Origin of the sequence: Dyella sp. OK004, assembly GCF_900114495.1 — a bacterium.
Taxonomy (GTDB): domain Bacteria; phylum Pseudomonadota; class Gammaproteobacteria; order Xanthomonadales; family Rhodanobacteraceae; genus Dyella_D.
Genome location: NZ_FOZI01000001.1, coordinates 1,356,459 through 1,370,062 on the forward strand (window position 1 = coordinate 1,356,459; position 13,604 = coordinate 1,370,062).

Sequence of the window (13,604 nt, forward strand, 5' to 3'; positions counted from 1 at the left end):
GGTCGGCTAAGTAAAGCCGGATTACGCCCCCCCGATCCGCGCCGAACGGTTCCACAGGGATGGGAGCGCGTTCCACTGGATTCGGGAGTGTTCCATGCAACGACGCGACTTTCTGCGCCAAGCCGGCGCAACGCTGGCCGTAGCCTCTACCGCGGGTCTGGCCGCCTGTGCGACGCAGCCGACGACCGCAACCAGGACCGCTTCTACGCCGCCGCCGATCCGCATGCTCCCGGACGGCGTCGAGCTCGCGCCGGTCAAGGCGAGCGTGGACCGGATCACCGGCGTATATGTCTGCACTCGCCCATTCCGCGCGGCCGGGCCGCGCATCGAGATGGAGCGCCTTGGCAACAAGGCCGTCGTGCACAACTACGGGCATGGTGGCAGCGGTTGGTCGCTGTCGTGGGGTTCGAGCACGCTCGCGTTGCGTCTCGCGCAGAGCACCGGCGTGCGCGAGCTAGGCGTGATCGGCTGCGGGGCGCTGGGACTCACCTCGGCCTTGCTGGCGCAGCGCGCGGGATTGTCGGTGCGCATTTATGCGAAGGAACTGCCGCCGGATGTGTACTCCATGCGCGCGTCCGGACTGTGGACGCCCGACTCGCGCATCTGCGACGCCGCGCATGCCGACGCGCTCGGCGCGCGCTGGGAAGAAATGACGCGCATCTCCTTTGCGAAATACCAGAGCCTACTGGGACTGCCGGGCAAGCCGATCGAATGGATAGAAGGCTATTACCTGTCCGACACGCCGCCCGGCCAATCGAGCAGCGAACCAGCCGACGAACCGGAATACGGTGAGCTCTACGACCGCGTGCGTGACCTGACCCCGCGCTCGGTCACCTTGCCGGCCGGCAGTCATCCTTTCCCACAGGCCTATACGCGCCGCTACACCACATTGATGTTCAACATCAGCAGCTACGCACGCATGCTGATGAGCGACTTCCTCGCAGCCGGCGGCAAGATCGAAGTGCGCGAGTTCGAGCATCCGCGCGAACTGCAGAAATTACCCGAACACACACTGATCAACGCTACCGGTTATGGCGCCAGGGCCTTGTTCAATGACGACTCGATCATCCCGGTGCGCGGTCAGACCGCACGACTGATCCCGCAGCCGGAAGTGACCTACGGCCTGAGCATGCACGGCCTCAGCATGGTGCCGCGCAGCGACGGCCTGCTGGTGCAAGTTATCGGCGATACCGGCAATTTCAACAATAGCGACGTCACGCCCAACCGCACAGCATCGGAAGCGGCGGTAAAGCAGCTGGCCGACCTGGTGGCGCACATGCGGCGCGGGTGAACTACCGTATCAAGCCGACGCGTACTCGCGCAGGAACACCGGAAGATCCGTGGTCGGCGGCATCACCGGAATCTGATACATAAGCCCCGCCGTGTGGCCGCGGTGATAAGTGGTGTGATTGACCACATGCAGCAGGATGTCCTCGCGCGACATCGCGCCTTCGCCACCACCGATGAAGGTGAAGTCGACGATCTTGGCCAGCTCGGCATCATCGAGGCCATCCGCATACGCGATATACCAGGCATCCAGCGCGGCCTGCGCTTCACGCAACTCGCCGAACGACGGTGCCGTAGGCGGGTTACGTGTGGTGAGCCCGTGCGGCACGCCTTCGAGATGGCAGCGCCACACCCAGTTCATCGCATAGACATGGTTGAGCGTGCGCAGGATGCTGCCGAACACGATCGGCCGTTTTTCGACGAGCGCCTCCTCCGGCAATTTGGCCAGCGACTGGAACAGCAGATCGTTGGCCCACGCGGTGTAGCGCATCAACATCGGCAGGCGGTTTGGACGCGGCATAAACAGACCCGTTTGCTAGTGGTGGCCATCCTTGCCCGATGGCGGGACAGGATCGGACCGGTCGGCAGATAGGCCTGACCGGTCCGGCCTTCCTGCATTATTTCACTTCGTCATACACATACTCATGTTGGCCATCGCGCATCACTAGCTGGCGCTTGGCCGGCGTGCCGGCGACCACGAATTCGAAGCCATCCACACCCGGCGAGATAGTCACGAATGAGATCGAGCCGTCGTCGTTCTTGCGCGAAGCCACATCGCTGCCCCAGGCGCCGAAGTTGAACAGGGTCGTCGCGCCGTTCTTATCGATCTGGATCGTGCCCAGCGCCGTGTTCTGATAACGCCCGGCCAATCTGGACGCTTCACCGGCATCGGCCGGCACGACCAGGCGCTTGCGCTCGGCCACGATCTGCTGCTTGAGCCGCTTCATGCCCGCATCGATATCACCCTGAGCCAGCGGCTTGCCGTCGAACAGCACCTCCAGCAGACGCCGCTGGAACGGACCGCGAATGAAAACGCCGGAGTCCGCGTTGGTGAGGATCACCGCGCCCACGCCCTGCTCGGGTAGCCACAACATGTCGGAGTGGAAGCCGGTGAGGTCGCCGCCGTGATGTACCACCGGCACACCCCAGGTGTGATCCACCATCAAGCCCATGCCATAGCTGGCGGTGGTGCCCAGCGCGACATTCGGTTTGCGCCGCTCCAGCAAGGCGCCCTTCGATACATAGCGCTTGCCGTCGGGCAAGGAGCCTTCGTCGAGTTCCATCTGCACGTAGCGCAGCATGTCGCTGATCGCGCTCCATGCTGCGCCGGCCGGACGCGCGGCGCGAATGGAATCGTTGATGCCCATGCCCGCGACCGCGGTATGGCCATCTACATCCAGGCCATGCGGCGTGGCGTGATCGCCGGCCAGGGCCTTCGCATAGTCGAAGGTGGTCAGATGCATGCCGAGCGGGTCGAACACCTGCTTCTGCATCGCCAGGTCGTAGCCGGCACCTGGCTCCATTTTCGGATACAGCGAGTAGGCGCCCACATAACCCGCAGCGGCGGCCATCAGATTGGAATACTGGAACAGCTGGCCGAACTTGCTGGTGGGTTGCATGCCGGCCAGCGCCGTGAGCACCGATGCCGGTGTCGCATCCTTGCTGTTGAGCAACCACTCCATATCCTGGCGCGGCATGCCGGTGCAGGCGCAGATCAGATGACGTATCTCAACCTGGCGGGTCGTCGCGGCATCGCCCAGGCGGAAGCCGGGCATCACCTTGCTGACCGGCGTGCTCCAGTCGAACCGGTGCTGGTCCACCAGACGCGCCAGCATCAGCGTGGTCAGTGCCTTGGTATTGGAGGCGATCATGAAAAGCGTGTCGGCGTCGACCGGCTCGGGCTTGCCCAGCTCGCGCACGCCGAAACCGCCGGCGAACACTACCTTGCCGTGATCGATCAAGCCGATGGCTACGCCCGGTACGTCATAGGCTTTGCGTGCGTTGTCGACGAAGGTCTGGAGCGTTTCGACGCGCGCGGCGTCCAGCGAGTGCGCTTTCTTGCCGGCAAAGGTTTCGCGCTGATAGCCCTTGGGTAACAGACGGTCGGAGATCGCGCGCAATTGAGAAGCGCGTTTTTCGCCCACCGCGTTATCGACGTCGTAGATCAGCACGGTGTACTGGCCTTCGTGCCGTAGAGCGATGGCGGTAACGCCGCGCTTGTCGTTGGCCGAAGTCTCGTAGCTGTACACCCGGATCTGGTCCCAGTTGTCGCGTGGCGAACTGTCGGTGGCGACATGCAGTGGCCATGTCTTGGGCGATGCATAGGCCTTCCATGCTTCGGCCACGGCAGCATCCGCGTCGGTAGCTTTCACATCCACTAGTACGACATGCGAACCGGACTCCGGTGGATCGAGCAACACCGCGGCGCCCTGGGTGCGTACCGACCACTCGGCGGGGACCGTGAACTGCGTGCCTGCGGGCGTCGTTCGCGGCGCGTCCGCTTTGACGACGATGGGCGGTGGGCTAGTCGATTGATCCTTGGCCCACACCGGTGCGGACAAGGGGAGAAGAAGAACCACAACAGCAACGCATCGCCTCAGCATGGAGGTACCTCATCGTTGGTTGGATGGTCTTGCGACGAGCCGTGCGCGGCGTTGCATGGCGCCACGCCGGCGGCATTCCGGGCGGAGTCTACTCGCGGTATGGCGCCTTCCGCCCGTTACGAAAGTTGGGTACGGAAGTGAAAGCACTCGATGCCGAAACCTTCCCGGAAATAGAAGCGATGGGCCTGCTCGCGGGTGACGCGAGAGATCAGTTGCACCTCGCTACAACCCAGCGCCCCCGCCTCATCCTTGATCCGTGCGATCAATTGCGCGCCATAGCCGCGCGAGCGCACGCGCTCGTCGGCCACTAGATCGTCGATATAAATGAGGCGGCCGCAATACAACATGTTCATCACTCGGTAGGTGGCTACGGCGCGCACGACGCCGTCGTCCTCCAGCGCCAGCACGCGCAGCCCGTCGCTGCCCATCAAGGCGCGGATCGTCGGCACGTAACGGTCGCGCTCCAGCTGCGGGCGCAGCTGTTGCAGGACATCGAAGGTTGCGGCGATCTGCTCGTCGGTTTCGGCGTGAAAAATCGATGCGGCCATGTTTAGCGAACTCCCTCGGGCGTTGAAACGACACAGGCCACCCGAAGGTGGCCTGTGCATTGGACGAAGCAGCGTCAATCACTGCGTGGCGGCCGGCGCGGCCTGCCTTGCTGGTTTCACATAGGTTTCGAACAACTCATCGATGCGACGGTATTCGTCGTACCACGAGTCCGGATGGACAAAGCCATGGCGCTCCATTGGATACAGCGACATCCAGAAGTTCTTCTTGTGCAGCTCGATGAAGCGCTGGTACAGGCGGATGGAATCGCTGGCAAGCACGTTGTCGTCGATCAGGCCGTGCTGGATCAGCAGGGCATCCTGCAGCTTGTCGGCGTACTCGATCGGCGAGCTGGTGGTGAAGGCCTCCGGATCGAGCTGCGGATCGTTGAGGATGTTCGAGGTGTATTCGTGGTTGTAGGTGGCCCAGTCGGTAACCGGACGCAGCGCGGAGCCGGCGGCGAATTCGCCGGGCGCGCGCAGCAGGGCCATGATGGTCATGAAGCCGCCGTAACTGCCGCCGTACATGCCTACGCGCTTCGGATCGACGCCATGGTTCTTCACCAGCCACGCCTTGCCGTCGAGCAGGTCTTCCAGCTCGGGGTGGCCCATGCGGCGGTAGATGGCCGTGCGCCAGTCGCGGCCGTAGCCTTCGGAGGCGCGGTAGTCCATGTCCAGCACCACGTAGCCTTGCTGCACCAGCAGGTTGTGGAACATCTGCTCGCGGAAGTAGTTGGACCAGCCCAAGGTGACGTTCTGCAGATAGCCGGCGCCATGCACGAAGATCACCGCGGGACGCGAGGCGGCCGCTGCCGGGTCGGCCGGGCCGTAGTACTTGGCCCAGATGGTGCCGGCGCCGTGCGCTGAAGGCACGCCGACGATCTGCGGCGCGATCCACGCGCGCGAACTGAAAGCGCTCTTCGTGGTGTTGGTGAGCTCGCGCGGTGTGCCACCGGCGGCATCCTGTACTGCCAGCTGCGACAGCACATAGGGCGCGGAATGCAACACGCCAAGCTGTTTGCCGTCGGGCGAGAGCACGAAATCGTCCATGCCCTGGTACTGGGTGACGCGGCTCAGTTCGCCACCGGTCGCGGGCAGGCGATACACGTCATAGCTATAGGGTGCGGTCTGGTTGCCGCGCAGATAGAACCACTGGCCGTCTTCGCTCAGTGCCGGATGGCTGACTTCGAACTTGCCGCTGGTCAGTGCCTTGGCCTTGCTGCCGGGCGCCTTGCTGTAGAGCTGCGACCAGCCGGTTTCCTCGCTCAGGTACCACAGCGTGCGGTTGTCCTTGAGCCAGCCGAAATCGTTGAAGTTCCAGTTGATCCAGGCGTTGTCGGTGAGGCGGTGCTGGTTGAGCAGCGCGTGCTTGTCGAAATCGACGCTGGCGATCCAACGGTCCTTGTTGTCGATCGCACGCAGCTGGATGGCGACGTTCTGGCCGTCCTCACTCCATGCGATGCCGCCGCCACCGCCGTCGTCGGCATTGGAGATGATGCGCACCGCGCGCTGCTCCGGTGCCTTCAGTGCCTTGGCATCGTCGCCCTTGCCAGCCTTTTGCAGCGCGGCGATAGCCTTGGCGCGCAGGTCTTTGAGCGGATCGTCCTTGATGCCGGGCAAGCTATCGGTCTTCAGCGGCCACGACTTGCGGCTTTGCAGATCGACCAACAGCAGCGACTGCGGTGCCGGATCCTTGCGGCCGACGTAGGTGCGCGTGGCCTGCTGCTCCGAATAACCGGAATCGGTGACGTAGTGGGTGACTTCAGGCGCCTTGCCCGCCTTGTAGCCCTTGGGCTGGGTGACCACCAGCATCCAGCGGCCATCGGGCGAGAGCTCGGTGTCGACCAGCTCACCGATATCGCCCAGGTACAACGTCTTGGGCGCGCGGCCGGGATCGACGGCGGCGAGCGCATCGTCGTTGGTGCGTTGGGCGTCTTTGTCGGCCTTGATCTTGCGCAGGGTGGAGAACAGGCGCAGCTGATCCTCGCCGAGCGCATCCGGCTGCTTCGCCTGTGGGTCGTCCGCCAGTTGCAGGAGGGCCGCCGGCGCAGCGACGCCGCTTGCAATGTCATAGACGAACCACTGGTTGCCCGCGCGGTACTGCAAGCCGCGACCATCGGCGGAGAAGCGCGGCGCGGATTCGGTTTCCGGTGTGCGCGTGACCTGCACGCGGCGGCCCGTCGCCAGCTCCATCAGGAATACATCGCCGTGGCGGATATAGGCCGCCTGACGGTGGTTGCGATCGAATACCGCCGGACCATCCGCCTGCGCCACAGCTTCCGGCGTCAGCTTGACGCTCTGGCCACTGGCGACATCCACCCGATACAGGTCGCGCACCTTGCTGCCGTCGCGCTTGAGCGAGTAGTACAGGCTGTGCCCGTCCACGCTCCAGTAAGGTGACTCCACCGCCGCGCCGATCCACTCGGGATTGGCCATGATGGTTTCCAGGTCGAGGCTGGCGGTCGCCGGCGCCTGGGCCATCGCGGCCGGCGTAGTGGCGAGGGCGACGAGCCCGGCGAGAAGCATTCGGCGCATGGGGTGCTCCGTTAATCAAAACGGGGGAGCATAACCAAGCCGGCCTCGCTGGCAAGCGCCATGGGTCCTGTATCCCGTGGGCTGAGCGGCGACTAGGCTGGACGATCATCAGCCGTACCGCATCGCCAGGAGGCACCATGCGCCCGTTCGCCTGCCCGCCCGCCAGCCTCCCGGCGCCCGGCTGCTTTCCCAGCCCTTTCCCGTTCCGCAACGGTGACCTGCCAGCCGTAGTGTCGCCGGCTGTCCGCTTCGCGTAAGCGGAATGCGCGATGGTGCGTTCTCGGGTTATTGCGACCGGGCATGTCCGCCACCATGCATGCCGCTCCCCATTCCCCCCAGCAGTCAGTTCCCGCATGCCCCTGCCTACCGTCGAACACGAAACCGCCACCCGCCTGACCCATAGCGTGATCTGGCTGCATGGCCTGGGCGCGGATGGCCATGATTTCGCGCCGATCGTGCCTGAGCTGGTGGCGCCCGAATGGCCCGGGCTGCGCTTCGTGTTTCCGCATGCGCCGGTGCGACCGGTGACCTTGAACGGCGGCATGCCGATGCGCGCCTGGTACGACATCGTCGGCGTGGATCTCACCTCGCGCCAGGACGAAACCGGCATGCGTGCCTCGATCAGTGCGGTGGAAGGATTGATCGCGCGCGAGAACGAGCGCGGCGTGCCGGACGAGCGCATCGTGCTGGCCGGTTTTTCGCAAGGCGGCGCCATCGCGCTGGCCGGTGGCCTGCGCCACAAGCGGCGATTGGCAGGCGTGATCGCGCTGTCCACCTACCTGCCAATGCAGGAGAGCTTTGCCCACGAGCACAGCGAGGCCAATGCCGGCACGCCGATCTTCTGGGGCCACGGCACCGGCGATCCGATCGTGCCGCTGACGCGCGGCGTGCAGTCGCGCGACGTGCTTCAAAGTCTGGGCTATCGCGTGGACTGGCATACCTACCCGATGCCGCACTCGGTCTGCGCCGAGGAAATCGCCGATATGCGCCAGTGGCTGGGGCGCGTGCTGGCTGGTTGATCGCAACAGGCCTTGAATCACGGCTAGCGCCAGCGCGCTTGGGCATACTGTGCGCCCATGCGCGACACCACACCCCGCCGCCTCGAACAGAGCCCGCTGCCGGATTTCTGCAGCCTGCCGGTGTTGTTCGCTTTGCTGGTGATGGCTGCGCTTACGGTCACGGTGATGCTGCTGGCTCCCGATAGCGGCCGCGGTTGGCGTGGCTACAGCGTGGGTATGCTGTTTGCCGAATGGATGGCGATGGTGATCGGCGTCGCGCTGTGCAAGCTGCGCCCCGCGCTGCAGCGCCTGCCCGGGCGCCTGCCCTATGCTGCGGTGTGGTTGCTGATGCTGCTGATCGTGGCGATCAGCAGCATGATCGCGGCCTGGATGGACAACGCATTGCAGATGCAGATGCTGCGCGACGGCGCTTTCGTATTCGTGCGCGACAACGCCACCATCGCCGCGCTGCTGAGCGCGGCGATGCTGCGCTACTTCTATGTGCTGGCGCAGTGGCAGGCACGACTGGCCGCGGTGGCGCATGCGCAGGTGGAAGCCTTGCAGGCGCGCATCCGTCCGCACTTTTTGTTCAACAGCATGAATACCGTGGCGGCGCTGGTACGGGTCGATCCCGATGCAGCCGAACGCACGGTGGAAGATCTGTCCGAACTGTTTCGCGCGGCGCTCGGCCAGTCCATTTCGCGCGACGGCACGTTGGGCGAGGAGTTGAGTCTGGTCGAGCGTTACCTGGCGATCGAGCAACTGCGCCTGGGCGAGCGGCTGCGCGTACGGCGCGAGTTGGATGCGCTGCCGCTGGACTTCCCGCTGCCACGCCTGCTGCTGCAACCGCTGGTGGAGAACGCGGTGCGGCACGGCGTCCAGCCGCTGCGCGAAGGTGGCGAGGTGATCCTGCGCGGTGAACGGCTGGATCAGGCTATCGCCATCGAAATCGATAATCCGCTGCCCGATATGCCGGCTCCCGGTGGCAACGGTCATGGCCTGGACAATGTGCGCCAGCGCGTCGCCTATCGCTACGGGCCGCGCGCGCAGGTGCAGGCCGGACCGCGTGACGGGCGTTTCGTAGTGCGATTGCTTTTACCGGAACCTACTGATGCGCGTCCTGATCGCTGACGACGAACCACTGGCCCGGGCGCGCCTGGCAGCCTTATTGGGCGAATGCGAAGACGTTGAAGTCACCGGCAGCGTGGGCGACGGTGAAGCCGCGCTCGAAGCCATCGGCAACCTGCAACCGGACGTGTTGCTGCTCGACATCAATATGCCGGGACTCAGCGGTACGGCGCTGGCACAGCGCCTGGTCGGCAGAGCAACGCCACAAGTGGTGTTCTGCACCGCTTACGAAAATCATGCGGTGCAGGCTTTTGAACTGGGCGCGGTGGACTATCTGCTCAAGCCGGTGCGGCTCGACCGACTGCGCGATGCGTTGTCGCGCGCACGGCAACGCCTTGCGGCAACACCGCGCGAAGCCACCAGCTATCTGCGTGGCCGCCTGCGCGGCGAACAGGTGCGCATCGCACTGGACGAAGTGATCTGCCTGCTGGCCGAGGAAAAATACGTGGTGGTGCAGCACCGCGGCGGCCAGCTACTACTGGAAGAATCATTGCGCCAGCTGGAAGAAACCTACCCGGACCAGCTGATCCGCCTGCACCGCAATTGCCTGGTGCCGCCACAGCGGCTGCTTGGCCTGAAGACGCTGAGCGATGGCCGGGTGCTGGCGCGGCTCGGTGGTACTCAGCTCACACCCGAGGTCAGTCGACGCAATTTGCCGGGGCTGAGGAAGCTGTTGCGGATGACTTAGCGGCGTCCTCTCTCCCGAAGGAGAGAGGGCAAGACGTTGTGTGGATCAGCGCTCGGCCAAGCGGGCGAAAGATGCCGGTTCGGCGCGATCGCCCTGTGCGGCGTATTCGAGCAATTGGCTGACCAGGGCGCGCTCTTGCGGCGTCCATTCCAGTGTGGTGCGCAAGACTTGATGGTCGCTGCCCCATTGCATCGGGTCGCTGAGCGCCGCGGTGCGGTACCAGGCCGCAGCGGCATCGCGTTCGCCGGCAGCGGTGTAGGTCAGGGCCAGCGCCATCGGCAACCAGCGCGGGCGATCGTTCGGACGCAACGCGAGATTGCGCTGGAACGCGGCCATCGCCATGGCCGGCTCGCCCATGTTGAGTTGCGCCCAGCCATAGCTCCACAGCAGACGACGGTCGTTGGGAGTAATGCGCAGTGCGCGGGCGAAATTCAGCCGTGCCGCACTCGGCCGGTTGGTTACCGCGGCCCACCAGCCTTCGTAGCTCAGCCGGCGCACCGGCGATAGTTGCGGCCACTGGATCGGTGCGCGCGTACCGGGATAGGGCGCTTCCGGCAAACCGCGTGCGGAGAGATCGGGATCGGCATACGGCTTGCCATCGGGGAGAACAATCGGCAGCCGGCCCGAAGCAGGTGGCGATGTCTGCGCCAACAGCGGCGCGGCCGTGGCCAGAGACAGCAAGACAGTAAGGGCACGCACAATAGTCTTCATGACAATGCTTCCTTGGTCGGCAACCCCACCCCGGCGATGAGCATAGCGCGGCCTGCGACGATGCGTAACGCATGGATGCCTGCGGCCTGGCGCGGTTTACGCGACAATAGTCGCCTCTTCTGAGCTGCTGCGTTCTCCATGACTCCTTCGATCCTGCGCATCGCCACCCGCAAGAGCGCCCTCGCGCTGTGGCAGGCCGAGCACGTGGCGGCCGGGCTGCGCGCCGCACATCCGGGCCTGACGGTAGAGCTGGTGCCGATGACCACGCGCGGTGACGAAATCCTGGACAAACCGCTGGCCACCATTGGCGGCAAGGGGCTGTTCCTGAAGGAACTGGAGGTGGCCATGCTGGAAGGCCGCGCCGACCTTGCCGTGCATTCGCTCAAGGATGTGCCGTCCGAGCTGGAACCCGGTTTCGCGCTGCCGGCGATCCTGCCGCGCGCGGATGCGGCCGATGCCTTCATCAGCAACGACTACGCCGATCTGAAAGCGTTGCCGCTGGGCGCGCGGGTGGGCACCTCCTCGCTGCGCCGCCAGGCGCAGTTGCGCGCCGTGCGACCGGATCTGACGCTGCTCGACCTGCGCGGGAATGTCGGCACGCGCCTGAGCAAGCTGGATGCCGGGCACTACGACGCGATTCTGCTGGCCTGCGCGGGGCTGGAACGCCTCGGTCTTTCCGAACGCATCCGCGGCCGGCTGGCAGCACCAGACTGGCTGCCCGCGCCGGGCCAGGCCGCTATCGCCATTGAAGCACGCAGCGATCAGCCGGCCGTGCTCAAACTGCTATCGGCACTGGACGATGCCGAAACCCGCCTCGCCGTCACCGCGGAGCGGGCGATGAATCAGGCCCTGGGCGGCAGCTGCACGGTACCGGTGGGTGCATGGTGCGTGGTCACCGAGCGCGGCCTGCATCTGCGCGGCATGGTGGGCGATGCTGCCAGCGGTCGTCTTTTGCACGCCGAGGCCGGCAGCGACAGCGATCAGGCCGAAGCGCTCGGCCGGCAGGTAGCGGATGCCTTGTTTGCGCAGGGCGCAGCGTCTTTCCTGCAAGATTAAGAGCGCGCTTTTGTAGGAGCGCACCCCGTGCGCGAAAGACGCCGCGCTCCGTAGAAGTCATCGCCCACAAGATGGGCTCCTACAGAAAAACGGCCCCGTGCATGGAGCGACGGGGCCGTAGGTGTACAGCGCTTGCCGATGCTTAGAAGTTGTAGACCAGGTTGGTGGTCATCAGCGTATCGGTGTTCTTGGTGCCCGGTAGCACGTCGCTGTTGTAGCGGATCTGATAGCCGACCTTCAGCGCCATCTTCTTGGTCATGCTGACCGAGAGGCCGACGTCGTTCTGGTAGTACTTGTTCTTGGAGCCTGCTTCGAGCAGCAGCGTGTCTTCCACCGCGGTGTTGGCGGTGAGGCGGTACTTATAGTTGACCAGGCCACGGCCCACCACTTCGCCCTGGGTGTCCTGGTGCTGCTCTACGTTCACACCGTTGATATTTACAGTGCGGTCGGCCGGGCGATAGCGCTTGTAACCCGGGCCGGCTTCGAACGACAGCTCGGTGCTTTCGGTCTTTAGTGCGATGTAGCCGTAGCCGATCGAGACGATGCCCTGCCACAGGTTGGCGCCGAAATCGTCATGCTCATAACGGGCCGCACCCACGATATAGCTGCGCGGATCAAGCTTGTAGCCGACCGAGGCGCCGGTGTCATAGCGGTTGGCCGTGGTGCTGAATCTGTCGATCTCGGCGCCGGTGGAGTCGACCACCTTCACCTCACCCTTGGAACGCATGCCGTTGAGGAAGAAGTTGTTCTTCCACAGCTCGTTTTCCTGGTTCAGGCCGAGCTTGGCGTTGACGTTCTCGGTGCGGGAATTACCGCGGGCAGAGGCAAAACCGAATTCGCCAGAACCACTCCAGCCGCCGTTAGTGGCCGGGTTACCAGCCGGATCGGTGCCGGTCGCGTCGTCAGCCTGGGCGGCAAAACTGGCAAAGCCTGCAAGCAGCAGGCAGGCGATCAGGGGTTTTCTCATGGGAACAATCCACATTTTGTTAAACAAACGTAAGCGAGGCACCTTAAAGGAAGGGCTTGAACTTGCAGTGAACAAACCCGCCTCAAGGGGGCGGAAATGGCCTGGCAGCGCCATTCAGGCGCTATGGCCGGCATCGCGTCGGAAGGCAAGCGCCGCATCGTACAGATGTTGCTCAACGCTCTTGCCCACCACGCAGCTGACAGCGGCCAGCGCGACCAACAACACGCGCTGCTCAAGCACCTGGGCCAGCAGCAGCACCACGCACGGGATGACATAGATCAGCGTCGCGGCAATAAAACGCCCCGCCCACAGCTCGGGTGGGCGCGGCGGAGACACTGGCTCCGGCCCGTCTTCCGCACGCTGCAAGGCCTGCCAGCGCATGCCTTCCGCCCAGCCCAGCAACAGAGCCAATAGCTGCAAGCCAAGAATCCAGGGCGTGGAAGTGATCGGCGTCGGCTCGCCCTCCTGACCCACCAGGCATAACCACAGCCACAGACCACCGGCGTAACACGCCGAAACCACCCGGCCCAGCGGCCATTGCCGCCACAGCGGCGCCAGCGCCGGCGCGCGCTGCCGGTAAGCGCCGCGCGAGGTATAGACCAGGCAAGCCAGGCTGCAGAAGGCCAGAGCCGCGCCGGACAGACGGGTGGCCCAGAACGCGTTGTCGCCGCGTACCAGGCCGGCCATCGCCAGCATCGGCAGGTAGGTGACCAGCGCCAACAGACCTTCGCGGGTGGGGCGGCTACCACGACCGAAGCGCCAGCCGAGCCAGTCCGGCATCCACGGAAGGCCAGGCAAGGCCAGGAGCGGGCCGATGCTGACCAGCACCGTGCCCAGTGTCAGTGGTACCAAAGCATCGCCCCGGCCAGCGGGATAAACGCCCAAACCGAGCGCCAGTCCCAACAACAGCCATAGGCCGTAGCCGCTGATCGCCAGCACCTGCAGGGTCATGACCACCAGACCGGGGCGCGGCGGCATGCGGCTGTCGTCACGGGTGGGTGGAGTATCGCCCGGCATCTCGGCTTGCTCTTGCATCTGTTTCCAGTGAGAGAGCCTTCGGAGTCTAGGGGATTTCACACCGGCATG

General features: G+C 64.8%; 12 protein-coding genes. 5 read left to right on the plus strand and 7 right to left on the minus strand.

Annotated features, from left to right (window positions below; translation table 11 throughout):
• The first annotated feature begins 94 nt into the window (after positions 1–94).
• Positions 95–1,291 (plus strand): FAD-dependent oxidoreductase, encoded by a 1,197-nt coding sequence (locus tag BM338_RS05915; RefSeq protein ID WP_090449860.1) that lies wholly within the window; start codon positions 95–97, stop codon positions 1,289–1,291.
• Positions 1,292–1,300: 9 nt separating this feature from the next.
• On the opposite strand, the gene BM338_RS05920 is transcribed toward BM338_RS05915, so the two are convergent.
• The 4 genes from BM338_RS05920 to BM338_RS05935 form a co-directional block, all read right to left on the minus strand.
• The gene (locus tag BM338_RS05920) at positions 1,301–1,807 is read right to left on the minus strand and encodes a DinB family protein (RefSeq protein WP_090449861.1); all 507 of its coding nucleotides are present in this window, start codon (positions 1,805–1,807) and stop codon (positions 1,301–1,303) included.
• A gap of 97 nt (positions 1,808–1,904) precedes the next feature.
• The gene (locus tag BM338_RS05925; protein ID WP_255367198.1) at positions 1,905–3,866 is read right to left on the minus strand and encodes a serine hydrolase domain-containing protein; all 1,962 of its coding nucleotides are present in this window, start codon (positions 3,864–3,866) and stop codon (positions 1,905–1,907) included.
• 140 nt (positions 3,867–4,006) lie between these two features.
• The gene (locus tag BM338_RS05930) at positions 4,007–4,438 is read right to left on the minus strand and encodes a GNAT family N-acetyltransferase (RefSeq protein ID WP_090449863.1); all 432 of its coding nucleotides are present in this window, start codon (positions 4,436–4,438) and stop codon (positions 4,007–4,009) included.
• 78 nt (positions 4,439–4,516) lie between these two features.
• Entirely contained in the window at positions 4,517–6,970 is a 2,454-nt protein-coding gene (locus BM338_RS05935; protein WP_090449864.1) for a S9 family peptidase, read from the minus strand.
• A gap of 353 nt (positions 6,971–7,323) precedes the next feature.
• Here BM338_RS05935 and BM338_RS05940 point away from each other — a divergent pair, with 353 nt between their 5' ends.
• Genes BM338_RS05940 through BM338_RS05950 form a run of 3 tightly spaced genes read left to right on the plus strand, consistent with a single transcriptional unit; the run spans position 7,324 to position 9,784 of the window.
• Positions 7,324–7,989, plus strand: coding sequence for an alpha/beta hydrolase (locus BM338_RS05940; RefSeq protein WP_090449865.1), 666 nt, complete (start codon positions 7,324–7,326; stop codon positions 7,987–7,989).
• A 57-nt stretch (positions 7,990–8,046) separates the two neighbouring features.
• Positions 8,047–9,099, plus strand: a complete 1,053-nt coding sequence (locus tag BM338_RS05945) for a sensor histidine kinase (protein WP_090449866.1) — start codon at positions 8,047–8,049, stop codon at positions 9,097–9,099.
• Complete coding sequence (locus BM338_RS05950; RefSeq protein ID WP_090449867.1) at positions 9,080–9,784, plus strand: LytR/AlgR family response regulator transcription factor; 705 nt, start codon at positions 9,080–9,082, stop codon at positions 9,782–9,784. The genes BM338_RS05945 and BM338_RS05950 overlap by 20 nt, the downstream gene beginning before the upstream one ends.
• A 45-nt stretch (positions 9,785–9,829) precedes the next feature.
• On the opposite strand, the gene BM338_RS05955 is transcribed toward BM338_RS05950, so the two are convergent.
• Positions 9,830–10,495, minus strand: coding sequence for a hypothetical protein (locus tag BM338_RS05955; protein ID WP_090449868.1), 666 nt, complete (start codon positions 10,493–10,495; stop codon positions 9,830–9,832).
• Between the two features lie 138 nt (positions 10,496–10,633).
• Between BM338_RS05955 and hemC the strand changes: the two genes are divergently transcribed.
• Entirely contained in the window at positions 10,634–11,551 is a 918-nt protein-coding gene (gene hemC, locus BM338_RS05960) for a hydroxymethylbilane synthase (protein WP_090449869.1), read from the plus strand.
• A gap of 142 nt (positions 11,552–11,693) precedes the next feature.
• Here hemC and BM338_RS05965 read toward each other — a convergent pair whose 3' ends face one another.
• Together BM338_RS05965 and BM338_RS05970 are read right to left on the minus strand one after the other, a co-directional pair.
• On the minus strand, positions 11,694–12,518 hold the full coding sequence (locus BM338_RS05965) for a DUF481 domain-containing protein (protein ID WP_090449870.1): 825 nt from the start codon (positions 12,516–12,518) through the stop codon (positions 11,694–11,696).
• A 114-nt stretch (positions 12,519–12,632) separates the two neighbouring features.
• Complete coding sequence (locus BM338_RS05970) at positions 12,633–13,553, minus strand: hypothetical protein (RefSeq protein WP_090449871.1); 921 nt, start codon at positions 13,551–13,553, stop codon at positions 12,633–12,635.
• Positions 13,554–13,604: the final 51 nt, after the last annotated feature.

Bases quoted from the DNA above. Each gene is read 5' to 3' on its own strand.
- hemC (WP_090449869.1), top strand. From the start codon at position 10,634: ATGACTCCTTCGATCCTGCGCATCGCCACCCGCAAGAGCGCCCTCGCG.
- BM338_RS05935 (WP_090449864.1), bottom strand. From the start codon at position 6,970: ATGCGCCGAATGCTTCTCGCCGGGCTCGTCGCCCTCGCCACTACGCCG.
- BM338_RS05965 (WP_090449870.1), bottom strand. From the start codon at position 12,518: ATGAGAAAACCCCTGATCGCCTGCCTGCTGCTTGCAGGCTTTGCCAGT.
- BM338_RS05930 (WP_090449863.1), bottom strand. From the start codon at position 4,438: ATGGCCGCATCGATTTTTCACGCCGAAACCGACGAGCAGATCGCCGCA.
- BM338_RS05915 (WP_090449860.1), top strand. From the start codon at position 95: ATGCAACGACGCGACTTTCTGCGCCAAGCCGGCGCAACGCTGGCCGTA.
- BM338_RS05920 (WP_090449861.1), bottom strand. From the start codon at position 1,807: ATGCCGCGTCCAAACCGCCTGCCGATGTTGATGCGCTACACCGCGTGG.
- BM338_RS05945 (WP_090449866.1), top strand. From the start codon at position 8,047: ATGCGCGACACCACACCCCGCCGCCTCGAACAGAGCCCGCTGCCGGAT.
- BM338_RS05940 (WP_090449865.1), top strand. From the start codon at position 7,324: ATGCCCCTGCCTACCGTCGAACACGAAACCGCCACCCGCCTGACCCAT.
- BM338_RS05970 (WP_090449871.1), bottom strand. From the start codon at position 13,553: ATGCAAGAGCAAGCCGAGATGCCGGGCGATACTCCACCCACCCGTGAC.
- BM338_RS05955 (WP_090449868.1), bottom strand. From the start codon at position 10,495: ATGAAGACTATTGTGCGTGCCCTTACTGTCTTGCTGTCTCTGGCCACG.
- BM338_RS05950 (WP_090449867.1), top strand. From the start codon at position 9,080: ATGCGCGTCCTGATCGCTGACGACGAACCACTGGCCCGGGCGCGCCTG.